The following is a 20,871-nucleotide window of genomic DNA, read 5'->3' as shown; positions in this document are numbered from 1 at the left end:
TTCTCGCTTTCTCGTGGTTCGGCGGCTGCCGTGCGGAGCCGTGGAGCCATGTCCGCGCTACGGCACTACCGGCCGAAACTGCGTCCTTGGGTCGGACCGGGTCCACGCATATGGGACCGGGCCCGGCGAACAGGCGGCCGGACAGTTTAATGCCGTCGACGGGTGCCTGCCCGTTCCATGCGGCGAGCCGCCCTTGGCGCGGGTCCGGCCCGCGCCGTGCTGAACGCTTCAGCCGGCGTCGAGCGCGGCGCGCAGCGGGGCCAGGAACGCGCCTGCATGGCGCGCCGCCTCGTCCGCATCCACGGCGCCTTCAAGCGCGGCGACCAGGGCACTGCCTACGACGACTCCGTCGGCCTGGCGGGCCATGGAGGCGGCGCTGGCGGCGTCCTTGATGCCGAAGCCGGCAACGACCGGCACGCCGCTTCGCTCGCGGATGGTCGCCAGGCGGTCCCCGGCGGCGCCGGTGTCGAGCCGGTCCGCGCCGGTGACGCCCGCGAAACTCACGTAGTACAGGTACCCCGCCGCGAGGTCGCACAACTGCCCGACACGCGCCTCCGACGTCGTCGGCGAGGCCAGCAGGATCAGTGCGATGCCCGCGGCATCGAACGCGTCGCGGAACTCGGCGGCTTCCTCCGGCGGCAGGTCGACCAGCAGGACCCCGTCCACGCCGGCGTCGGCGGCCTCGCGCGCGAACCGGTCGGCGCCGCGGATCTCGATCGGATTGAGGTAACCCATCAGAACGACGGGGGTGTCCGCGTCCGTGGCGCGGAATGCCCGGACGCTGTCGAGCACGTAACCCAGCCCCGCGCCCCTGCCGATGGCGCGCTCGGAACTGCGCTGGATCGTCGGCCCGTCGGCCATCGGGTCGGAGAACGGCACCCCCAGCTCGATGACGTCCGCACCGGCGGCGACCAGCGCGTGCATCACCGGCACCGTGGCGTCCAGCACCGGGTCGCCGGCGGTGATGAAGGGCACCAGCGCCTTGCGGCCGGTGGCCTTGAGGTGGGCGAAGCGGGCGTCGATGCGGTTCATGGCGCTCAAAACGTCAGCCCCTCGCGCGCGGCGATCGTGTGCACGTCCTTGTCCCCGCGTCCGGACAGGTTGCACAGCACCAGCGCGTCGGCCGGCAGCTCGCGCGCCAGCTTCACTGCCTGGGCGATGGCGTGGCTGGACTCGAGCGCGGGCAGGATGCCCTCGGTGCGGGCCAGCTGGTGGAACGCGGCCAGCGCCTCGTCGTCGCTGACGCCGACGTACTCGGCGCGCCCGGTGTCCTTGAGGAACGCATGCTCCGGGCCGACGCCCGGGTAGTCCAGCCCGGCCGACACCGAGTGGGTTTCGGTGATCTGGCCGTCGTCGTCGCAGATCACGTAGGTGCGGTTGCCGTGCAGCACGCCGGGGCGGCCCGCCGCCAGCGATGCGGCGTGGCGGCCGGTGTCGATACCGTCGCCCGCCGCTTCGGCGCCGACCAGGCGCACGTCGCCATCGTTGAGGAAGGCATGGAACACGCCGATCGCATTGCTGCCACCACCGACGCACGCGGTCACCGCATCGGGCAGGCGGCCGTACTCGGCCACCATCTGCGCCCGTGCCTCCCGGCCGACCACCGCGTTGAAGTCACGCACCATGCGCGGATACGGGTCCGGGCCGGCGACGGTGCCGATGATGTAGAACGTGTCCTCCACGTTCGTCACCCAGTCGCGCATCGCCTCGTTGAGCGCGTCTTTGAGCGTGGCCGAGCCGCTCTCCACCGGCACCACCTTCGCGCCCAGCAGGTTCATGCGGTAAACGTTGATCTTCTGGCGCTCGATGTCGGTCGCACCCATGTAGACCACGCACTCGAGCCCCAGACGCGCCGCGACCGTGGCACTGGCGACGCCGTGCTGGCCGGCGCCCGTCTCGGCGATGATTCGGGTCTTGCCCATGCGGCTGGCGAGCAGGGCCTGGCCGATGGTGTTGTTGATCTTGTGCGCGCCGGTGTGGTTCAGGTCCTCGCGCTTGAGCAGGATGCGCGCGCCGCCGACCTCGCGGCTCAGGCGCTCGGCAAAGTAGATCGGGCTGGGGCGGCCGACGTAGTGCGCGAGGTCGCGCTCGAACGCGGCAATGAACCCGGGGTCGACGCGCGCGGCGTCGTAGGCCGCGGCCAGTTCCTGCAGCGGGCCGACCAGCGTTTCGGCGACGAACCGCCCGCCGTAGCGGCCGAAATGGCCGGCGGCGTCCGGGTAGGCGTGGTAATCGATGGGGGGCGAGGCAGCCATGCGTGGCACCTGAAGTGGAATTCAAAGACGGCAATGCCGGCAATCGGCCGGCATTCCAAGTGTAGGCGATCGACCGCGCCGCCCCGGCAGGGCCGGCGCGACGTAGCGTTCCGGTCGTGCCCGGTTACTCGAGCTGGTGGCAATCTGCGCGGCGGACCTCTTCGACGAACCGGCGCATCTTCTCGCCATCCTTCAGGCCAGGCTCGCTTTCGATGCCGCTGGAGACGTCCACGCCCCACGGCAGCGTGCCGATGATCGCGTCGAAGATGTTCCCGGCATGCAGGCCGCCGGCCAGCATGAAGGGCTTCTGGACGCCGGCGGGGATGCGCGACCAGTCGAACACTTCGCCGCTGCCTCCCTGGGTGCCGACGGAGTGGCTGTCGAACAGGAAGCCCGCCGCCGACGGGTAGCGCATGTGGATGTTCGCCGGGTGCTGCTCGGCCAGTTCGGTCCCCATCGGGATCGCCTTGACGTACGGCACGCCGAAGCCGCGGCAGAACGCGTCGTCCTCGCTGCCGTGGAACTGCAGCAGGCTCGGCCGCACCTGTTTCACGACTTCGCGCACTTCGTCCACCGGGTTGTCCATGAACAGGGCGACCGCGTCGACCAGCGGCGCCAGCGCGTGGCGCATCGCGCGCGCCTCTTCCGGCGCCACGCGCCGCGGACTCTCGGGCGCGAACACGAAACCGATCGCATCGGCCCCCAGCTCGCACGCCAGGCGGACATCGCCGGGCCGGGTGAAACCGCAGAATTTGATTCGGGTGCGGAACAGGGTTTTGTTCATGGCGCGGGGCTCTGCAGGGTCACGTTGGCCGGAAGGCCGCATTCGGCGGGATACAGCGGACCGAGGAAAACCAGTCCATCGGGAGGTGCGGTGGGGCCGGCCCGGGTCCGGTCGCGGCCGGCCAGCACCTGCCCGACCCAGTCCTCCGGTTGTTCGCCACGCCCCACCAGCAACAGGCTACCGACAATGTTGCGCACCATGTGGTGCAGGAAGGCATTGGCCTGCACCTGCACCTCCACCACGTCGTCCTGGCGCGTCACGCTGATGGCCTGCAGGTCGCGCCGCGCGTGCGGTGCCTGGCAGTGCACGGTTCGGAATGCGGAGAAGTCATGCTCGCCGACCAACGCCTGCGCAGCACGGTGCATCGCCGCCACGTCCAGCCGGCGACGCTCCCAGGTCAGCATGCCGCGGCCCAGCGCGGGCCGCACGTTGCGGTTGAGGATGCGATAGCGGTAGCGACGCGCGCGCGCGGAAAAGCGCGCGTGGAAATCGTCGCCCACCGGCACGCACCACAATGCACATACCGAAGCCGGCAGGCGCGAGGTCGTCCCCAACGTCCAGCCACGCGGGTCGCGCGCGGCCGGGCCGTCGAAATGGATGACCTGGCAGGCCCCGTGCACGCCGGCGTCCGTGCGGCCCGCGCAGACCACGTCGGTGCGGCGGCCCGCCACGAACGACAGCGCCTGCTCGACGGCCTGCTGCACGGTGGCCTCCCCGCGTCGATCTTCCTCGCCCGGACGGGTCAGCCGCTGCCAGCCTGAAAATGCCGAGCCGTCGTACTCGATACCCATGGCGAACCGGCGCAGCGCGACCGGCGCCGGATCGGTCGGGGCCGCACCGGGCAGCGTCGCGGCATCCACGGATCAGGCGAGGTCGCGCAGCATCTGCTCGGCCTGCTGGCGCGCATCGGCATCGCCATGGCCGGCGACTTCCTGCAGCAACTGACGTGCACTGCCGTGGTCGCCCAACGCGACGTAGGCGCGGGCGAGTTCCAGGCGGTCGTGTCCGGACGCGGCGTCGACCGGCGCCGTCGCGGGGGCGCGGCTACCGTCGTGCCAGGTCGGCGCGCGACCGCTGGGCACCGGGTCGCGCTCGCGGCGGTCCCAGAGCGACGCCTGTTCTTCGGCGACCACGGGAGCCGCGGCGGGCGCGACCTCCGGCGTGTCGACCCGCTCCGCAACCACCGGAGCGGCCTCAGCCGGCGTCGATTGCGCACGATCGGCCCGTGCCGGCTCGCTCGCAGGCGACTCCACGTCCGGCACAGGTTCTGGAGTGGGTTCGGCACGGACGGTCGGCGCGACCATCGCCCCCGACGGGAACGCATCGGCAATGCTCGAGGTTCGCTCCGGCGGCGCGCGGAACACGGGCGTCGCGGCGCGACGGCGGCCCAGCCACCAGCCCAGCAGCGCGAACAGCAGCACGGCGCCGCCGCCCACCAGCCAAGGCGTAGCGGACATCGGCGCCTGCGCGTCGTTGCTCTGCGCCAGCCGCTGCTGCGCGGCGGCCAGCTCGCTGTCCTTCATTTCCAGGAGTTGCTGCTGCTGTTGCTGCAGCTTCTCCAGCTCGGCCAGCCGGCTCTTCATCTCGTCCAGCTCGGCATCGCGTGCGGCGAGCGTTTCCTGGGTGGTCTGCAGTTCCTGTCGCAACATGTCGCCCTCGCCCCCGGCACTGGTGCCGGACTGGGTACCCGCTGTCGACGCATCGCTGGCGCCGGGCGGAACGATTTCCAAACGTGCATCGGCCGTGCGACCGGATGCGGCCGGTGACGCGGCATTGCCCGCATCGACCGGGTCGGCATCGGCCACGGCCGGCTGAGGCACGGCCGCGGTGGCCTCTCGCCACTGCTGCGTTTGCGAACGCACCAGCGCCGCGGCCTCGGCCGAGTCGACCTGGGCCAGCGCGCTGGCGTCGGGAATCTGCAACACCGCGCCGGCCTTGACCAGGTGGATGTTGCCGTCGATGAAGGCGCCCGGGTTCTCGCGCAGCAGCGCGATCATCGCCTGGTTGACGCTGACGCCTTCGATGCGGCCCGCGATCGCCGACAACGTATCGCCGGCCTGCACGTCGTAACGGCCGCCTTCGATGGGCGACGGTGCCGCGGGCGCTGCCGGGGCGGCGGCCACGGGACGCGGCGCGGGTTGCGCCGGCGGCACGGTAATGGGCGCGGGCTCCGGGTCGGATTCCGCCTCGGGCGGCGCCGACGCGACGGGGTCTGCCTCCTGCGCCGGCTGGGTGGCCGGCACCGGGTCGGGCTCGCGCACGATGGTGTTGGACGGGGCCGCCTGCGGCGCCTGGATCGGCGGCTGCATCGGCGCGGCCGCGGTGCGCGGGGCGTCGATCAGCGTCGAGTACTCGCGCACCAGCCGTCCCTGCCCCCAGTTGACTTCCACCAGGAAGGTCAGCAGCGGCTGGGTGATCGGCTGGGTGCTGGTGACCCGGATCACCGGGTTGCCGCGCGCGTCCAGGGCGGAGACGAACTGCAGGTCGGCCATCACCGCATCCGGCGGCTGCAGGCCGACACGGGCGAATGTCGCCGGCGACGCGAGGCTGGCGCGCAGGCGCTCCAGCTCGGACGGGTCGTTGGAAATGATCGGGATTTCGGCCAGCAGCGGCTCGCCCAGCCCGGACTTGAGCTGGATCTGGCCGAGGCCCAACGCCGCCGCCGCGCCGCTGGCCAGCGCCAGGGACACCGCCAACGCCGACCGCATCAATCGCTTCACGCGTACTCCCACTGCCTTCCCCAAGGCGCGACTCTAGCGAGCGGCGCCCGGGGCGGCAATGCGCGTGGGCGTGTTCAGCAGGCGCCTTGGGCGCCGGGCGGCGTGTTCAGGCGTTGCGTTCGGCCAGCACCAGCTCGGCCAATTGCACCGCATTGAGCGCCGCGCCCTTGCGGATGTTGTCGGCCACCACCCACAGCGAAACCCCGCGCGGGTGCGAGATGTCGTCACGGATGCGGCCCACGTACACCGGGTCGTTGCCGGAGGCGTGGGTGACCGGCGTGGGGTAGCCGCCGCCTTCGCGTTCGTCCACCACTTCGACGCCCGGCGCGGACTGCAGCAGTTCGCGTACGCGCGCAGCGCCGATCTTCTCGCGCGTCTCGATGTGCACCGCCTCGGAGTGCCCGTAGAACACCGGTACGCGCACCACGGTCGCATTCACCTGAATCGACTCGTCGCCGAGGATCTTGCGGGTCTCCCAGACCAGCTTCATTTCCTCGGTGGTGTAGCCGTTGTCGCAGAAATCGCCCCCGTGCGGGATCACGTTGAAGGCGATCTGCACCGGGTACACCTCGGGCTTGGGGTCCTGGAAGTTGAGCATGCCGGCGGTCTGCCGGCCGAGCTCCTCCAGGGCCTTGCGGCCGGTGCCCGACACCGACTGGTAGGTGGCGACGTTGATGCGCTCGATGCCGGCCTCGCGGTGGATCGGCGCCAGCGCGACCAGCATCTGCATGGTCGAGCAGTTGGGGTTGGCGACGATGCCGCGGGGGCGCTGCTTCATCGCCTCCGGGTTCACTTCGGCGACCACGAGCGGCACGTCGTCGTCCTGCCGGAAGGCCGAGGAGTTGTCGATCACCACCGCACCGGCGGCGGCGAACTTCGGCGCGTACTCCTTGGACACACTGCCGCCTGCGGAGAACAGGGCGATGTCGATGCCGGCCGGGTCGAACGCGGCCAGGTCCTGCACGACGACCTGGCGCGCGCCGAACTCGACCTTGTCGCCGGCCGAGCGCTCACTGGCGAGCAGGTGCAGCTGGCCGATCGGGAACTCGCGCTCGGCGAGGATCTTGAGCATGGTCTCGCCGACGGCGCCGGTGGCGCCGACGATGGCAACGTTGACGGGGTGGGTCATGGGGGGTCTCAGAGTCTGTTGCCACGGATGGCACGGATGGCACGGATAAAGGCGGCTAGAGCTTAGCTGTGGGAGGCGCGCTCAACGTCACTGCGGATGGAACGCTGCCCGTCATCAAGAGAGCGATTCAGAAGGACGCTTTCCGTCCGTGTCCATCCGTGGCGAAAACGCCCTACCCCGGCACCCGCGGCGACATGGCGCCCACGTCGCCGCACTGGGCGCGGTGACGCAGGGCCTGGTCCATCAGCACCAACGCGACCATCGCCTCGCAGATCGGCACCGCGCGGATGCCGACGCAGGGGTCGTGGCGGCCGGTGGTGACGATGTCCACCACCTGGCCGTCCACGTCCAGCCCGGCGACCGGAAGGCGCAGGCTGGAGGTCGGCTTGAACGCGACCGAGCACCGCACGGCCTGCCCGCTGCTGATCCCGCCCAGCACGCCACCGGCGTGGTTGGAGGCGAAGCCGCCGGGGTCCATGCGGTCGCGGTGGACGCTGCCCGGCTGCGCGACGGACTCGAAACCGGCGCCGATCTCCACGCCCTTGGCCGCATTGATGCCCATCAGCGCGGCAGCCAGCTCGGCGTCCAGCTTGCCGTAGACCGGCTCGCCCCAACCCGGCGGCACGCCTTCGGCGATGACTTCGACACGCGCACCGGCCGATTCGCCGGACTTGCGCAGTGCATCCATCGCCGCTTCCAGCGCCGGCACCTGCGCGGCATCGGGCCAGAAGAACGGGTTGCCCTCGACGTCGCCGAGTGCGTCGATGCGCTCGGGCACGCACTCGAGCCGGCGCTCGCCGATCTGCGACACGAACCCCTGGATACGCACGCCGTGGCGCTCGGCCAGCCACTTGCGCGCGATCACGCCGGCGGCGACGCGCATGGTTGTTTCGCGTGCGCTGGAGCGCCCGCCGCCGCGCGGATCTCGGATGCCGTACTTATGCCAGTAGGTGTAGTCCGCATGCCCGGGGCGGAACTGCGCGGCGATCGCGTCGTAGTCCTTGCTGCGCGCGTCGGTGTTGCGGATCAGCAGGCCGATCGGCGTGCCGGTGGTGCGGCCCTCGTACACGCCCGAGAGGATCTCGACCTCGTCGGCCTCGCGCCGCTGCGAGGTGTGGCGCGACTTGCCGGTCGCGCGGCGTGACAGGTCACCGGCGAAGTCCTCCGGCGCGATCGCAAGTCCGGGCGGGCACCCGTCGATGACGCAGCCGATCGCCGGCCCGTGGCTTTCGCCGAAGGTCGTCACCGCGAACAGCTTTCCGAAGGTATTGCTGGCCATCGGTACTCCGCGTTAGGGCACCCCGGCGACCCGGGCAGACCGCCATTGTAGGAGCGGCGTCAGCCGCGATGCTTCGCCTGTAGGAGCGACGCGGGTCGCGATCACGCCCGCCGGAAATTTCGTACCCGCATCATTTCCGGTCGCGACATGCGTCGCTCCGACAGGGTGCATTCGAATCAGGGTGGCTTCCCGGATGAAGCCACTCCTGCAGCCGCACGGTGATCAGCGCGCGTCGGCGAGCGCCTTGATGCGGGCGTGGTGCTCGACCAGGTCGCTGCGCTCGACCACGAAGATCCCCATCTGGCCGACCTTGAACTCGACCCACGCCATCGGCAGCTCCGGCAGCAGCGCGACCAGCGCGCGCTCGGCCTCGCCAACCTCGCAGATCAGCAGGCCATGCTCGGACAGGTGGTCGGGCGCGTCACGCAGGATGCGCAGCGCCAGGTCCAGGCCGTCGTCGCCGGCGCGCAGGCCCAGTTCGGGCTCGTGTGCGTACTCCGGCGGCAACGCGTCGGTCTCGTCGTGGGTAACGTATGGCGGGTTGGTGACGATCAGGTCGAACACCTCGCCCTGCAGGCCGGCGAACAGGTCGGACTGGCGCAGCTCGACGTTGTCGGCATGCAGGCGGTCCTTGTTCTCGCGTGCCAGCGACAGCGCATCCTCGTTGATGTCGGCGCCGACCACCTCCCAGTCCGGGTGGTAGTGCGCCGTGGCAATCGCGATGCAGCCCGAACCGGTGCACATGTCCAGCACGCGGTTCACCTCGCGGCCGCCCAGCCACGGCTCAAAACCGGTCTCGATGAGTTCGGCGATCGGCGAGCGGGGTACCAGCGCTCGCGGGTCGGACTTGAAACTCAGGCCCGCGAACCACGCCTCGCCGGTCAGGTACGCCGCCGGGATGCGCTCGTTGATGCGGCGCTCGAACAACGCCAGCACCTTGGCCTTCTCGGCCGTGGTCACGCGCGAGGCGCCATACACCGGGCTCAGGTCGTGCGGCATGTGCAGCGCGTGCAGCACCAGCTGCGTGGCCTCGTCCAGCGCGTTGTCGAAGCTGTGGCCGAAGGTCAGGCCGGCCTGCGCGAAGCGGCTGCCGCCGTGGCGGATCAGGTCGACGATGGTCAGCTGCTCGAACTGCACGTCGGCGACGTCGAAGTCGGACGCATTGGCAGCGGCGCTGCGGGCGGGGCCTGCGGACATGGCGGCGCATTCACGGAAGGGCCGGCGATTATAGCGGCCGGCCGCTATCATGCCGCGGTTGATTCCAGTGGATCCGCCATGTTCAACCGCACCACCGCCATCGTCCTGGTCGCTGCCCTCGCCGCTGGGCTGGGCCTGCTCGCCGCCCAGCGCGTGTTCAACCCGGCGCCGCCGCCGGCCACCGCTTGGCCGCAGACCGAGGCGGTGCGGCTGTTCGACCCGCCGCGCGAGCTGCCCGCCTTCAACCTGCGCCAGTCCGACGGCACGCCGCTGGTGCCGGGCGAGCTCAAGGGCCACTGGACGCTGGTGTTCCTGGGCTTCACCTATTGCCCGGACGTGTGCCCGATGACGCTGACGCAGATGGCGCAGGCGCAGCGGCAGTGGGAGTCGATCCCCGAGGCCCGGCGCCCGCGCGTGCTGCTGGTGTCGGTCGACCCCGAGCGCGACACGCCCGACCGCCTCGGGGAATACGCCCACGCCTTCCACAAGGACACGCTGGCCGCCACCGCCGACATCCCCGCGCTGGAGGACTTCGCCAAGTCGATCAGCATGGTGTTCGCCAAGGTGCCCGCCGAGGAGGGCATGCCGGCCGACCAGTATTCGGTCGACCACAGCGCATCGATGGCGGTGCTCGACCCGCAGGGCCGCATGTCCGGCCTGATCCAGCCACCGCTCGACCCCGCGGCGATCGCCCGCGACATGGCCGCATTGACCGAGGCCGCGACGCCGTGAGCCTGGTCACCTGGTTGACCTATGTCCTGCCCCACCGCGCGCTGTCATCGGCGGCACGTGCGCTGGCGTACTCGGACAACCTGCGGCTGAAGGCCTGGCTGATCGACACGGTGACGCGCCGCTTCGGCGTCGACCTGTCGGAGGCCGCGCAATCGGATCCGTCGACCTACCCCACGTTCAACAGCTTCTTCACCCGCGCGCTCAAGCCCGGTGCACGCGTCGCCGACGCCGACCCGGACGCGCTGCTCATGCCGGCGGACGGTCGCATCAGCCAGTGCGGGCAGGTGGAAGGCGACCGCATCTTCCAGGCCAAGGGCCAGTCGTTCACCACCGGCGAACTGCTGGGCGATGACGAGTCGGCCAAGGTGTTCGAAGGCGGCACCTTCGCCACCGTGTACCTCTCGCCCAAGGACTACCACCGCGTGCACATGCCCTGGGCCGGGCGCCTGCGCGAAACGGTGCACGTGCCGGGCCGGCTGTTCAGCGTGGGCCCGGCGGCGGTCGCGAACGTGCCGCGGCTGTTCGCGCGCAACGAGCGCCTGGTCTGCCACTTCGACACCGACTTCGGACCGATGGCCGTGGTGATGGTCGGCGCGCTGATGGTGTCGGGCGTGGAGACGGTCTGGAGCGGCGAGGAGATCCCCGCCTACGGACGCGCGATCACGGTCAAGGATTACCGCGGCGAGTCGATCGAACTGGACCGGTTCGAGGAAATGGCGCGCTTCAACTACGGCTCGACCGTCGTGGTGCTGCTGCCGCCGGGGGTGGCAACGCTGGCGCCGGGACTGGCCGCCGAAACGGCGGTGCGGTTGGGGCAGCGGTTGGCGACGCGGGTGCGCTGAGCGCTGCGATCGAGCCCGGGGTCGCCGCGCCACTCCACGGTCATCCCGGCGAAGGCCGGGATCCAGCGGCGCAACTTCCGCGCACGATCACGCATTGCGAACAACTGCACGTTGGATCCCGGCTTTCGCCGGGATGACGGCTTGAGGGGTCCCAGGCGACTTCCAACCCGCTACAGATCCTCGCACTGCTCCAGCTTCAGCATCTGCCCCGGCTGCAGCGCATTGCGTGCCGGTCGCAGGTCGTTGGCACGCGCGAGCACGGCGGCATCGCAGCCGAACTTGCGGGCGATCGACCCCAGCGTTTCGCCGCGCTGCACCTGGTACTCGCGCACCACCGGCACGGGCGGCGGCGGCGCGGGCGTCGGCACCGTCGGCAGCGGCGAGCTGCCGCGCACCAGCGCGGCGCGCGGGTCGCTGTTGACGAGCGTACGCGCCAGGCCGGCGCGTTCACCGCGGGTGCACCAGCGGTTGTAGCGCTGCGCGATGCGGGCGGTCGCCTTGATCTCGGTGCCGGCCGGAATGCGGTCGTCGGCCTTGTAGCGCGGGTTGAGGTTGCGCAGCGCGCGCATGTACCCGTCGCGCGCGCCGTTGTCGTTGCCCAGGCACACGGTCAGCTGGTAGATCGACGCGTCCTGAGCCAGCCGCAGCCCCTGTGGACGCGCATCGACGTCGGGGAACACCACGCCGTAGTCCTCCGGGTGCAGGTAGATCCACGCCGCGGCGATCACCATCGGCACGTAGTCGCGCGTTTCCTCGGGGAACTGGCTGTAGACCGATTCGTCCCAGAAGCTGCGCCCGCCGGTCTCGCGGAACACGCGCAACGCGCGTCCCTCGCCGCCGTTGTACGCCGCCAGCGACAGTTCGATGTTGCGGTTGAGCTGGCCGAGGCGCTCGTTGAGGTAATCGACGCTGGCGCGCGCGGCCGAATACGGGTCGTAGCGGGTATCGAAACCGCTGCCGTCATCGCCCAGGCCGAACCGGCGCCCCGTCGCATACATGAACTGCATCGGCCCGGCGGCGCCCGCGCGCGAAGTGGCATGGACGCGACCGTGCGACTCCTTGGCCATGATCCCGAACAGCAGCGCTTCCGGCAGCCCGGCGCGCTGGTAGTGCGGCCACATCAGGTGGCGCATGTACTGGTAGTTCTCGTGGCTGGTCATCAGCGCCGGGCGCATGTCGGTCAGCCAGCGGCGGATGCCTTCCTGCACGGCCGGGTTGAACTCCACCATGCGGTCGAAGTCGTGCCCTTCGCCGAGCAGGTGCGCCGCGCGCGCGGCCTCCGGTACGTCGGCGGCCACCACGTCGACGGGCACACCCTCGGTCAGCCCGAGGTCGTCGTCCTGTAGATCCTGGGCGTCCGCTTCCTGCTTCAGCAGGCGCTTGTAGGTGGCCAGCAGGGTCGGCACCTGGCAGCCGCGCTGCGCGACGCAGGCAGCCATCACGTCCTCCATGTCCTCCAGCGCGGAATCGGCTTGCGCCTGGCCGTCGGGGTCGGCGTTGCCGACCATCACCAGTGCCTCGCGATAACGGGCCTCGGCGGCCTGCATGCGCTGCTCCAACGCGGCGGCGGCCTCGCGGTCGCGGCGCGATTGCGCATGTGATTCGGAAGGAAGCGCGGCGGCCATGAAGGCGACGAGCAGCGGCAGGGCAACGCGGTACGGAAGGGCCATCGGGGGACACACGGCGACTGGGGAGTCAGGGTAGTGCCCGCGCTCGGGCGCGGGCAACCGCGTCTGACCCCGGGGCGGCCCCAAGGTTCAGCCAGCGGGAGTCGTGGCTAGAATCGGCCGGTCGCCTCCGCCGCCCCAAAGGACACCCGCCCATGGCCCAGCCCGCCCCGCTCCTGATCGGCCAGGCCGTCACCGACCCGCCCGCGCCGCCCGGCCACGGGCATGTGGTGCTGCAGCCGGCGCTGGCCAATCGCCATGGCCTGGTGGCCGGCGCCACCGGCACCGGCAAGACGGTCACGCTGATGGTGCTGGCCGAGGGCTTCTCGCGGATCGGGGTGCCGGTGTTCCTCTCCGACGTGAAGGGTGACGTCGCCGGCCTGGCCGTGCCGGGCACGCCCAGCGAGAAACTGCAGGCACGCGTCGACCGTATCGGCGTCGACGGCTACACGCCCGAAGGCTGCCCGACGGTCTTCTGGGACCTCTTCGGCCAACTCGGCCACCCGGTGCGCACGACGGTCAGCGAGATGGGACCGACGCTGCTGTCGCGCATCCTGGAACTCAACGACACCCAGTCCGGCGTGATGGACATCGTGTTCAAGCTGGCCGACGACCGCGGCCTGCTGCTGCTCGACCTGGCCGACCTGCGCGCGCTGCTCAACCTCGTCGCGGAGGAACGCAAGGCGGTGTCGACCGAGTACGGTCTGGTCAGCGCGCCGTCGATCGGCGCGATCCAGCGCGCGCTGTTGCGGCTCGAGTCCGATGGCGCGGAAGCCTTCTTCGGCGAGCCGGCGCTGGACCTGTCGGACCTGATGCGCACCACCGTCGACGGCCGCGGCATCGTCAACATCCTCGCCGCCGACAAGCTGGTGCTGAAGCCGCGCCTGTATTCCAGCTTCCTGCTGTGGCTGCTGTCGGAGCTGTTCGAGCAGTTGCCGGAGGTCGGCGACCTGGACAAGCCGAAGCTGGTATTCGTGTTCGACGAGGCGCACCTGCTGTTCGACGATGCGCCGCCCGCGCTGCGCCAGCGGGTCGAGCAGGTCGTCCGGATCATCCGCTCCAAGGGCGTGGGCGTGTACTTCTGCTCGCAGTTCCCCGACGACGTGCCCGACGACATCCTCGGCCAGTTGGGCAACCGCGTGCAGCACGCGCTGCGCGCGTTCACCCCGCGCGACCAGAAGGCGGTGCGCACGGCGGCGGAGACGTTCGTCCCCAACCCGGGCCTGGACGTCGCCGCCGCCATCGGCACGCTGGGCGTCGGTGAGGCGCTGGTGTCCACGCTCCAGGACAAGGGCGTGCCGATGCCGGTCGAGCGCACCCTCGTCGCACCGCCGCGCTGCCGGATGGGCGCGATTACCGATGCCGAACGCATGCAGGTGCGCGCCGGCAGCCCGGTCGGTGCCAAGTACGACGCGGCGCTGGACCGCGAGTCCGCCGCCGAGATGCTGGCGCGCAAGGCGCAGGCGCTCGCCGAGGAGGCCGGTGCGCCCGCTGCGAAAGGCAACGGGAAGGCTACGGAGGACGCAGCAGAGGGTGGCTTCGGCCAGACGGTGAAGGACGCGGTGTTCGGCACCAAGCGCCGCCAGGGAATGCTGGAGACGATGGCCAAGCAGGCCTCGCGCACCGTCGGCAACCAGATCGGCCGGCAGATCCTGCGCGGCGTGCTGGGCGGGATCTTCGGCGGCCGCCGATGAGGCAGGTGCCGCCAGCGCCGGACCGCGTGTCGATCCCGACAGCGCCTTAAGGACCGCCCTGATTAGAATCGCCGGCACCCGGTGTCCGCGCCGGTGCCCCTTTCATATGGAGATGCGTGACATGAACCCGACCGCCCGCCTTGCCTGCCTCGCCCTGTCCGCCGTGCTGCTTGCCGCCTGCCAGCGGTCCGAGCCGGCCGACGAGTCGGCGGCCACCGTCGATCCGGCCGCCACGGCCGCGCCGGCTGCCACGCCCGCGGATGACGCATCGAAGGTCGTGAGCACCGACAACGGCGCGATGGATGCCGGCGAGCTGGACCTGCGCGCATTTGCCGGCACCTTCAACGGCACCCTGCCCTGCGCCAGCTGCCCGGGCATCGAGACCGAGTTGACCCTGTCTCCGGATGGCACCTTCGCGATGACCGAGAGCTACATCGACCAGGCCGACGGCGCGCAGCAGTTGCAGGGCACGTGGGCGGCCGAACAGGACGGTGCGCGCCTGCGCCTGGACCCGGACAGCAAGTCCGAGAACGACCGTGTCTACGAAATCGTCTCCAACGACGAAGTGCGGATGCTGGACCTGGGTGCCCAGCGCATCGAGTCCGGGCTGGACTACAGCCTGCGTCGCTCCGGCGCGAACATGTAATCGGGCTGCGCGCGCGGGCCACTGCTCGCGCGCCCGCTCGGCCCATCCCGGAGCCGACCCGCATGGGCCGCTGGCGTCCCCCGTCCGAAATCGGCACTGCGCTCATCACGCGCCAGGGCCATGACCGCCTGAAGGCGGAACTCGACGACCTGTGGCGCGTGCAGCGCCCCGAGGTCGTGCGGGCGCTGTCGGCCGCCGCTGCCGAGGGCGACCGATCCGAGAACGCGGAATACACCTACCGTAAGAAGCAGCTGGGCGGCATCGACCGCCGCGTGCGCTACCTCAGCAAGCGCCTGTCTGCGCTGAAGGTGGTGGACGCCGCGCCCTCCGACCCTTCGGCCGTGTTCTTCGGCGCGACCATCGAGCTGGAAAACAGCGACAGCGGTGAAACGGTCCGCTACCGCATCGTCGGCCCCGACGAGACGGACGCGGCCCTGGGCTGGATCAGCATCGATTCGCCGCTGGCACGGGCGCTGCTGGGCAAACGCGTGGACGATGAAGTGTGCGCCGTGCTGCCGGGCGGAGAGGTGACGTTCTGGGTGGTGGCGATCGAGTACTGAGGGACGACCGACCCACGACTGACAACCACCCGAATCCATCATTCCCGCGAAGGCGGGAATGACGAGAAATGGCAGATCGCAGACCGCGTGCCGCGCAGCATCCTCCCCTGCCCTGCAAGGGAGGACCTACGCCTTACCCCGCAACCGCGCGGATGACCGCCTGCGTGAACGCCGGAATGTCATCGGGTTTGCGGCTGGTGATCAGCCCGCCGTCCTCGACGACTTCGCTGTCCTCCCAGCTGGCGCCGGCGTTTTCCAGGTCCTTGCGCAGCGACGCCCACGACGTCACCTTGCGGCCCTCCACCAGGTCGGCCTCGATCAGTGTCCACGGCCCGTGGCAGATGGCGGCGACCGGCTTGCCACCGTCGAAGCACGCCTTGATGAACCCGATGGCCTTCTCTTCCATCCGGAGTTTGTCCGGGTTGATGACGCCGCCCGGCAGCACCAGCGCGTCGTAGTCGCCGGCGGTCGCATCCGACAGCGCCTTGTCGACAGCCACGTCCTTGCCCCAGTCCTTCTTGTCCCAGCCGCGGATGGACCCGGCCTTGGGTGCGATCACGTCCACGCGCGCGCCGGCCTCTTCCAGCAGGCGCTTGGGCTCGGTGAGCTCGGACTGCTCGAAACCGTCGGTGGCGAGGATGGCAATGGTCTTGCCGGACAGGGTCTGGGCCATGGGACTGCTCCATGCGGCGGGCCAGTGGAACGCACGGCGCGGTAAACGCGCGTGAACCATGGGTTCAATCGATGCGAAACCACCCGTCGCGCCACCGGCTCAGTGGCCGCGTCGCAGCGATGGATGCCGCCGCGCCTGCCGTCGACTACCCGGAGATGACCGCCTCGCCGTACAGATCGTGCTCGTCGCTGCCCATGATCTCGACGTCGACGAACTGGCCCGGTCGCAGCCCGGCCTCCAGCCCGTTCTGGATCTGGACGACGCCGTCGATCTCCGGCGCATCGGCCTTCGAGCGGGCGATCGCGAGATCGCCATCGACCATGTCGACCAGGCATTGCTGGATCGTGCCCACCTTGGCCTCCAGCCGTGCCGTGGAAATCTCGGCCTGGCGCTCCATGAAGCGCGCGAGCCGCTCCTGCTTCACTTCTTCCGGCACCGGGTCGGGCAATGCGTTTGCAGTCGCACCATCCACCGGCGAGTAGGCGAACGCGCCGACGCGGTCCAGCTGCGCCTCGTCGAGGAAGTCCAGCAGCGCCTCGAACTCGGCCTCGGTCTCGCCGGGAAAGCCGACGATGAAGGTGCTGCGGATGGTGAGGTCCGGGCACATGGCGCGCCAGCGCTGGATGCGCTCCAGCGTGCGGTCCACCGCGCCGGGCCGCTTCATCAACTTGAGGATGCGCGGGCTGGCGTGCTGGAACGGAATGTCCAGGTAAGGCAACACCGTGCCTTCGGCCATCAGCGGAATGATGTCGTCCACGTGCGGGTACGGATACACGTAGTGCAGCCGATTCCAGACACCGAGCTCGCCCAGGCCCTCGCACAGCGCCTTCATGCGGGTCTGGTACTCGCGGCCGCGCCACCCGCGCGGCTGGTAACGCACGTCCACGCCGTACGCCGAGGTGTCCTGCGAGATGACCAGCAGTTCGCGCACGCCGCCCATCACCAGCTTCTCGGCCTCGCGCAGCACCGCGTCGACCGGGCGCGACACCAGGTCGCCGCGCATCGACGGGATGATGCAGAAGCTGCAGCGGTGGTTGCAGCCCTCGGAAATCTTGAGGTACGCGTAGTGCTTCGGCGTCAGCTTGATGCCGACCTCGTCCTCCTGCGACGCGCGGCGCGGCAGCAGACTGGTAAACGGGTCGTGCGTCGGCGGCAGAGCCTGGTGCACCGCGCCCAGCACGCTGTCGTAGTCCTGCGGACCGCTGATGGACAGCACGTCGGGGTGGGCCTCGCGGATCAGGTCGCCGCGCTTGCCCAGGCAGCCGGTGACGATGACCTTGCCGTTCTCGGCCATGGCTTCGCCGATCGCGTCCAGCGATTCGGCGACCGCCGAATCGATGAAGCCGCAGGTGTTGACCACCACGACGTCTGCGTCGTCGTAGCTGGGCACCAACTCGTAGCCCTCCACCCGCAGTTGGGTGAGGATACGTTCGGAGTCGACCAGGGCCTTCGGGCAGCCAAGGCTGACGAAGCCGACCTTGCCGCTGGTGGCGGGTGTGTTGGGCAGTGACATGGATTCGGGCGCGCGGTTGGGAGCGCGCAGGCAGCGCGCCGGGGCGGTCGCAGATGCCGGCCCGGCAAGGCGCCGGCCGGACAGGGCCGCCAATTATAGCGGGCGCTAGAATCGGGCCGTACCGCCTCCCCCCGGGCGGTTAAGCCTGGAGGCAATGCATGGCCACATGGATGGATATCGACAGCGAGGCCGGGCCCATTCGCGGCTGGCGCGCCGACCCCACGGGCCCGTCCAAGGGCGCGGTGGTCGTGGTGCAGGAGATCTTCGGCGTGAACGCGCATATCCGCGACGTCGTGGGCCGCCTCGCCGATGCCGGCTTCGTGGCCCTGGCGCCGGCGCTGATGGACAGCGTCGAGCCGGGCGTTGAACTGGACTACGACGACGCCGGCGTCGCACGCGGCCGCGACCTCGTGGCCCGGCTGGGCTTCGATCGCGCGGTCGACCTGGTGGACTCGGCCGCGACGCTATTGCAGGCGGAGGGCCTGAGAACGGGCGCGGTCGGCTTCTGCTGGGGCGGTTCCGTCGCCCTGCTGGCCAACACGCGGCTGGGCCTGCCGGCTGTCAGCTATTACGGGGGCCGCAGCGTGCCGTTCCTGGGCGAGCCGCTGCGCGCGCCGATGCTGTTCCACTTCGGCGCACGCGACTCGATCATCCCGCCGGCCGATGTCCAGGCGCACCGCGATGCGTATCCGCAGGCCCGGGCGTACGTGTACGAGGACGCCGGCCACGGCTTCAACTGCGACCGTCGCGCCGACTTCCACGCCGCCAGCGCCGCCCAGGCGTGGACGCGCACGGTCGACTTCTTCGAGGACGCGCTGAGATGAATGCCACCGACTGGCAACTGGACCCGCAACTGGCCGCGGACACCCACCCGGTCGCCCACCTGCCGCTGAGCGAGCTGCGGCTGATGGACGATGCCAACCACCCGTGGCTGATCCTGGTGCCGCGCGTGGCGGGGGCGGTGGAATGGATCGACCTGGACGACGCCGCGCAGGCCGGATTGACCCGGGAAATCGCGCTGGCCAGCCGTGCGCTGCAGGCGGCGTTCAAGCCCCACAAGCTCAACGTGGCCGCGCTGGGCAACGTCGTATCGCAGCTGCACGTGCACGTGATTGCCCGCTACCGCGACGATATCGCCTGGCCGCGGCCGGTCTGGGGCTCAGCCTCCGCGAAGCCCTACACGCCGGAGACGCTGGTCGAGCGGGTCGCGACGCTGCAGCGGAACCTGCCCGCCTAGGCAGCGACGCCCTGCATTCGGTCAGGTGCGCGGCAGCGTGACGCCGGTCTGGCCTTGGTACTTGCCGCCACGGTCCTTGTAGGACGTCTCGCACACGTCGTCCTTGTCGGCCTGGAAGAACAGCATCTGCGCCACGCCCTCGTTGGCATAGATGCGTGCCGGCAGCGGCGTGGTGTTGGAGAACTCCAGCGTGACGTGGCCTTCCCACTCCGGCTCCAGCGGCGTCACGTTGACGATGATCCCGCAGCGCGCGTACGTGCTCTTGCCCAGGCACACCACCAGCGTGTCGCGCGGGATACGGAAGTACTCCACGGTGCGCGCCAGCGCGAAGGAGTTCGGCGGGATGATGCAGACGTCCGCATCGATGTCGACGAAGCTGCCCGGGTCGAAGTGCTTAGGGTCGACGATCGTCGAATTGATGTTGGTGAACACCTTGAACTCGCGCGAGCAGCGCACGTCGTAGCCGTAGCTGGACGTGCCGTAGCTGACGATCCGCTCGCCGTCGGCGTGCTTGACCTGCCCGGCCTCGAACGGCTCGATCATGCCCTTCTCGGCAGCCATGCGGCGGATCCAGCGGTCGGACTTGATACTCATGCGGTGATTCCCGGGTGGCGGTGGCGTCCGGCGGCCCGTCAGGGCGCCGGCAGCGGGCGATTGTAAAGGGGACGGGGCTTCTTAAAGCAGCGACGCGCTGATCGATGGCGTCACGCGCGGCCTCAGCGCCAGTTCGATGGCGACGCGACGCGCGGCGTCGCGGTAGGCCTGCGCGGCCGGAGACTCCGGCGCCGCGGCCACTACCGGCGTCCCGGCATCGCCCTGCTCGCGGATCGCGACCTCCAGCGGCAGCGACCCCAGCAGCGGCACGCCGTACTGCGCCGCCATGCGCTCGCCGCCGCCCTGGCCGAAGATGTGCTCGGCATGGCCGCAGTTGGAACACACGTGCACGGCCATGTTCTCGATCAGGCCCAGCACCGGCACCTCGACCTTCTCGAACATCTTCAGTGCCTTCTTCGCATCCAGCGTGGCCACGTCCTGCGGCGTGGTGACGATGACCGCGCCTGCGACCGGGATCTTCTGCGCCATCGTCAGTTGGATGTCGCCGGTGCCCGGCGGCAGGTCGACGATAAGGTAGTCCAGCCCATCCTCGCCGCCCCAGCGCGTCTGCTCCAGCAACTGTGTCAGCGCCGACGTGGCCATCGGGCCACGCCAGATCATCGGCGTGTCCTGGTCGACCAGCAGCCCGATCGACATCGCTTCCACGCCATGCGCGCGCATCGGTTCGATGGTCTTGCCGTCCGGGCTGTCCGGCCGGCCCGACAAGCCCAGCATCATCGGCACGCTCGGCCCGTAGACGTCGGCATCCAGCACCCCCACGCGCGCACCATCGGCCGCCAAGGCCAGCGCCAGGTTCACCGCCGTCGTCGACTTCCCCACGCCGCCCTTGCCCGACCCCACGGCAATGATGTTGCGCACGTTGGGCAGCGGCGACAGGTTCGGTTGCACGGCGTGGCTGGCGATGCGGGAGGTGATCTCCAGCGAGCCGACCCGCAACCCCATCGACGACAGCGCGTCGGCGGCCGCCTGCGGCACCCACGCCTGCAAGGCACCTGCCGGGACGCCCGCGGACACATGGAGCGATGCCGCGCCACCAGCCTGCACCGCGCGGATGCGGGCACCCAGCGACTGCAGCGTCGGACCTCCCGGTACAGACGCGAGTTCGGCAAGGCGGGATTCGATGGTTTCAGTCACGGCAGGAGGCATCGCTGGAGTCTGGAGAGCGGCCTATTGTCGCAGGCCGTGCGGGCCCACGCCTTGCCGTGCCGACGCGCGCCAGCTGAATCACGTCGGCCGGCCGCCCGTACCCCTGCGTCCGGATACGGTATAAAAGACCGCAATCCCGCGACCCGTTGCGGGCTTCCTCACATCCCTGGGAGGGGACGAAT

The 20,871-nt window shown here is 70.3% G+C and carries 20 protein-coding genes; 7 read left to right on the top strand and 13 right to left on the bottom strand.

Features of this window, described 5'->3' with window-relative positions:
- Nucleotides 1–228 precede the first annotated feature (228 nt).
- From trpA to prmB, 8 genes are all read right to left on the bottom strand, one after another.
- Nucleotides 229–1,032 (bottom strand): tryptophan synthase subunit alpha, encoded by an 804-nt coding sequence (gene trpA, locus K6753_RS10000; protein ID WP_223676305.1) that lies wholly within the window; start codon nt 1,030–1,032, stop codon nt 229–231.
- Nucleotides 1,033–1,037: 5 nt separating this feature from the next.
- On the bottom strand, nt 1,038–2,255 hold the full coding sequence (gene trpB / locus K6753_RS09995; protein WP_223676304.1) for a tryptophan synthase subunit beta: 1,218 nt from the start codon (nt 2,253–2,255) through the stop codon (nt 1,038–1,040).
- Between the two features lie 124 nt (nt 2,256–2,379).
- On the bottom strand, nt 2,380–3,039 hold the full coding sequence (locus K6753_RS09990) for a phosphoribosylanthranilate isomerase (RefSeq protein WP_223676303.1): 660 nt from the start codon (nt 3,037–3,039) through the stop codon (nt 2,380–2,382).
- Nucleotides 3,036–3,830, bottom strand: coding sequence for a tRNA pseudouridine(38-40) synthase TruA (truA, locus tag K6753_RS09985; protein WP_223676475.1), 795 nt, complete (start codon nt 3,828–3,830; stop codon nt 3,036–3,038). The genes K6753_RS09990 and truA overlap by 4 nt, the downstream gene beginning before the upstream one ends.
- Nucleotides 3,831–3,902: 72 nt before the next feature.
- The gene (locus tag K6753_RS09980) at nt 3,903–5,759 is read right to left on the bottom strand and encodes a type IV pilus assembly protein FimV (protein WP_425492104.1); all 1,857 of its coding nucleotides are present in this window, start codon (nt 5,757–5,759) and stop codon (nt 3,903–3,905) included.
- A 106-nt stretch (nt 5,760–5,865) separates the two neighbouring features.
- Nucleotides 5,866–6,888 carry an aspartate-semialdehyde dehydrogenase gene (locus K6753_RS09975; RefSeq protein WP_223676302.1) on the bottom strand — a complete coding sequence of 341 codons (1,023 nt, stop codon included), beginning with the start codon at nt 6,886–6,888 and terminating at the stop codon, nt 5,866–5,868.
- A gap of 172 nt (nt 6,889–7,060) precedes the next feature.
- Nucleotides 7,061–8,167: a chorismate synthase gene (aroC, locus tag K6753_RS09970; protein WP_223676301.1), complete on the bottom strand. Its 1,107-nt coding sequence runs from the start codon at nt 8,165–8,167 to the stop codon at nt 7,061–7,063.
- 222 nt (nt 8,168–8,389) lie between these two features.
- Nucleotides 8,390–9,364 carry a 50S ribosomal protein L3 N(5)-glutamine methyltransferase gene (gene prmB / locus K6753_RS09965; RefSeq protein WP_223676300.1) on the bottom strand — a complete coding sequence of 325 codons (975 nt, stop codon included), beginning with the start codon at nt 9,362–9,364 and terminating at the stop codon, nt 8,390–8,392.
- Between the two features lie 78 nt (nt 9,365–9,442).
- Here prmB and K6753_RS09960 point away from each other — a divergent pair, with 78 nt between their 5' ends.
- A complete protein-coding gene (locus K6753_RS09960; protein WP_223676299.1) occupies nt 9,443–10,096 on the top strand; it encodes an SCO family protein in 654 nt (217 codons plus the stop codon).
- Nucleotides 10,093–10,938: an archaetidylserine decarboxylase gene (gene asd / locus K6753_RS09955; RefSeq protein ID WP_223676298.1), complete on the top strand. Its 846-nt coding sequence runs from the start codon at nt 10,093–10,095 to the stop codon at nt 10,936–10,938. The genes K6753_RS09960 and asd overlap by 4 nt, the downstream gene beginning before the upstream one ends.
- Nucleotides 10,939–11,108: 170 nt before the next feature.
- Here the strand turns inward: asd and K6753_RS09950 are convergent, their stop codons facing one another.
- The gene (locus K6753_RS09950; protein ID WP_425492103.1) at nt 11,109–12,608 is read right to left on the bottom strand and encodes a transglycosylase SLT domain-containing protein; all 1,500 of its coding nucleotides are present in this window, start codon (nt 12,606–12,608) and stop codon (nt 11,109–11,111) included.
- A gap of 152 nt (nt 12,609–12,760) precedes the next feature.
- On the opposite strand from K6753_RS09950, the gene K6753_RS09945 reads away from it, so the two are divergent.
- The 3 genes from K6753_RS09945 (at nt 12,761) to greB (ending at nt 15,505) form a co-directional block, all read left to right on the top strand.
- On the top strand, nt 12,761–14,299 hold the full coding sequence (locus K6753_RS09945; RefSeq protein ID WP_223676297.1) for a helicase HerA-like domain-containing protein: 1,539 nt from the start codon (nt 12,761–12,763) through the stop codon (nt 14,297–14,299).
- Nucleotides 14,300–14,420: 121 nt separating this feature from the next.
- A complete protein-coding gene (locus K6753_RS09940; protein WP_223676296.1) occupies nt 14,421–14,945 on the top strand; it encodes a copper resistance protein NlpE in 525 nt (174 codons plus the stop codon).
- A 62-nt stretch (nt 14,946–15,007) separates the two neighbouring features.
- Nucleotides 15,008–15,505: a transcription elongation factor GreB gene (gene greB / locus K6753_RS09935; RefSeq protein WP_223676295.1), complete on the top strand. Its 498-nt coding sequence runs from the start codon at nt 15,008–15,010 to the stop codon at nt 15,503–15,505.
- Nucleotides 15,506–15,638: 133 nt separating this feature from the next.
- On the opposite strand, the gene K6753_RS09930 is transcribed toward greB, so the two are convergent.
- Together K6753_RS09930 and rimO are read right to left on the bottom strand one after the other, a co-directional pair.
- On the bottom strand, nt 15,639–16,178 hold the full coding sequence (locus K6753_RS09930; RefSeq protein WP_223676294.1) for a type 1 glutamine amidotransferase domain-containing protein: 540 nt from the start codon (nt 16,176–16,178) through the stop codon (nt 15,639–15,641).
- Between the two features lie 145 nt (nt 16,179–16,323).
- Nucleotides 16,324–17,691 carry a 30S ribosomal protein S12 methylthiotransferase RimO gene (gene rimO / locus K6753_RS09925; RefSeq protein WP_223676293.1) on the bottom strand — a complete coding sequence of 456 codons (1,368 nt, stop codon included), beginning with the start codon at nt 17,689–17,691 and terminating at the stop codon, nt 16,324–16,326.
- A 158-nt stretch (nt 17,692–17,849) separates the two neighbouring features.
- On the opposite strand from rimO, the gene K6753_RS09920 reads away from it, so the two are divergent.
- On the top strand, nt 17,850–18,515 hold the full coding sequence (locus K6753_RS09920) for a dienelactone hydrolase family protein (protein WP_223676292.1): 666 nt from the start codon (nt 17,850–17,852) through the stop codon (nt 18,513–18,515).
- A complete protein-coding gene (locus K6753_RS09915) occupies nt 18,512–18,928 on the top strand; it encodes an HIT domain-containing protein (protein ID WP_223676291.1) in 417 nt (138 codons plus the stop codon). Before K6753_RS09920 ends, K6753_RS09915 begins: the two co-directional genes overlap by 4 nt.
- Nucleotides 18,929–18,949: 21 nt before the next feature.
- Here the strand turns inward: K6753_RS09915 and dcd are convergent, their stop codons facing one another.
- Entirely contained in the window at nt 18,950–19,522 is a 573-nt protein-coding gene (dcd, locus tag K6753_RS09910; RefSeq protein WP_223676290.1) for a dCTP deaminase, read from the bottom strand.
- A gap of 81 nt (nt 19,523–19,603) precedes the next feature.
- Entirely contained in the window at nt 19,604–20,485 is an 882-nt protein-coding gene (apbC, locus tag K6753_RS09905; RefSeq protein ID WP_223676472.1) for an iron-sulfur cluster carrier protein ApbC, read from the bottom strand.
- Nucleotides 20,486–20,871 lie beyond the last annotated feature (386 nt).

Source organism: Novilysobacter selenitireducens, from assembly GCF_020026895.1.
In the GTDB taxonomy this organism is placed as follows: domain Bacteria; phylum Pseudomonadota; class Gammaproteobacteria; order Xanthomonadales; family Xanthomonadaceae; genus Lysobacter_C; species Lysobacter_C selenitireducens.
This window is presented reverse-complemented; position numbering and strand designations above follow the sequence as displayed.

Excerpts from the sequence above, each read along its gene's own strand:
- trpA (WP_223676305.1), bottom strand. The coding sequence starts at position 1,032 with ATGAACCGCATCGACGCCCGCTTCGCCCACCTCAAGGCCACCGGCCGC.
- trpB (WP_223676304.1), bottom strand. The coding sequence starts at position 2,255 with ATGGCTGCCTCGCCCCCCATCGATTACCACGCCTACCCGGACGCCGCC.
- K6753_RS09990 (WP_223676303.1), bottom strand. The coding sequence starts at position 3,039 with ATGAACAAAACCCTGTTCCGCACCCGAATCAAATTCTGCGGTTTCACC.
- truA (WP_223676475.1), bottom strand. The coding sequence starts at position 3,830 with ATGGGTATCGAGTACGACGGCTCGGCATTTTCAGGCTGGCAGCGGCTG.
- K6753_RS09975 (WP_223676302.1), bottom strand. The coding sequence starts at position 6,888 with ATGACCCACCCCGTCAACGTTGCCATCGTCGGCGCCACCGGCGCCGTC.
- aroC (WP_223676301.1), bottom strand. The coding sequence starts at position 8,167 with ATGGCCAGCAATACCTTCGGAAAGCTGTTCGCGGTGACGACCTTCGGC.
- prmB (WP_223676300.1), bottom strand. The coding sequence starts at position 9,364 with ATGTCCGCAGGCCCCGCCCGCAGCGCCGCTGCCAATGCGTCCGACTTC.
- K6753_RS09960 (WP_223676299.1), top strand. The coding sequence starts at position 9,443 with ATGTTCAACCGCACCACCGCCATCGTCCTGGTCGCTGCCCTCGCCGCT.
- K6753_RS09950 (WP_425492103.1), bottom strand. The coding sequence starts at position 12,608 with ATGGCCCTTCCGTACCGCGTTGCCCTGCCGCTGCTCGTCGCCTTCATG.
- K6753_RS09945 (WP_223676297.1), top strand. The coding sequence starts at position 12,761 with ATGGCCCAGCCCGCCCCGCTCCTGATCGGCCAGGCCGTCACCGACCCG.
- K6753_RS09940 (WP_223676296.1), top strand. The coding sequence starts at position 14,421 with ATGAACCCGACCGCCCGCCTTGCCTGCCTCGCCCTGTCCGCCGTGCTG.
- greB (WP_223676295.1), top strand. The coding sequence starts at position 15,008 with ATGGGCCGCTGGCGTCCCCCGTCCGAAATCGGCACTGCGCTCATCACG.
- K6753_RS09930 (WP_223676294.1), bottom strand. The coding sequence starts at position 16,178 with ATGGCCCAGACCCTGTCCGGCAAGACCATTGCCATCCTCGCCACCGAC.
- rimO (WP_223676293.1), bottom strand. The coding sequence starts at position 17,691 with ATGTCACTGCCCAACACACCCGCCACCAGCGGCAAGGTCGGCTTCGTC.
- K6753_RS09920 (WP_223676292.1), top strand. The coding sequence starts at position 17,850 with ATGGCCACATGGATGGATATCGACAGCGAGGCCGGGCCCATTCGCGGC.
- K6753_RS09915 (WP_223676291.1), top strand. The coding sequence starts at position 18,512 with ATGAATGCCACCGACTGGCAACTGGACCCGCAACTGGCCGCGGACACC.
- dcd (WP_223676290.1), bottom strand. The coding sequence starts at position 19,522 with ATGAGTATCAAGTCCGACCGCTGGATCCGCCGCATGGCTGCCGAGAAG.
- apbC (WP_223676472.1), bottom strand. The coding sequence starts at position 20,485 with ATGGGGTTGCGGGTCGGCTCGCTGGAGATCACCTCCCGCATCGCCAGC.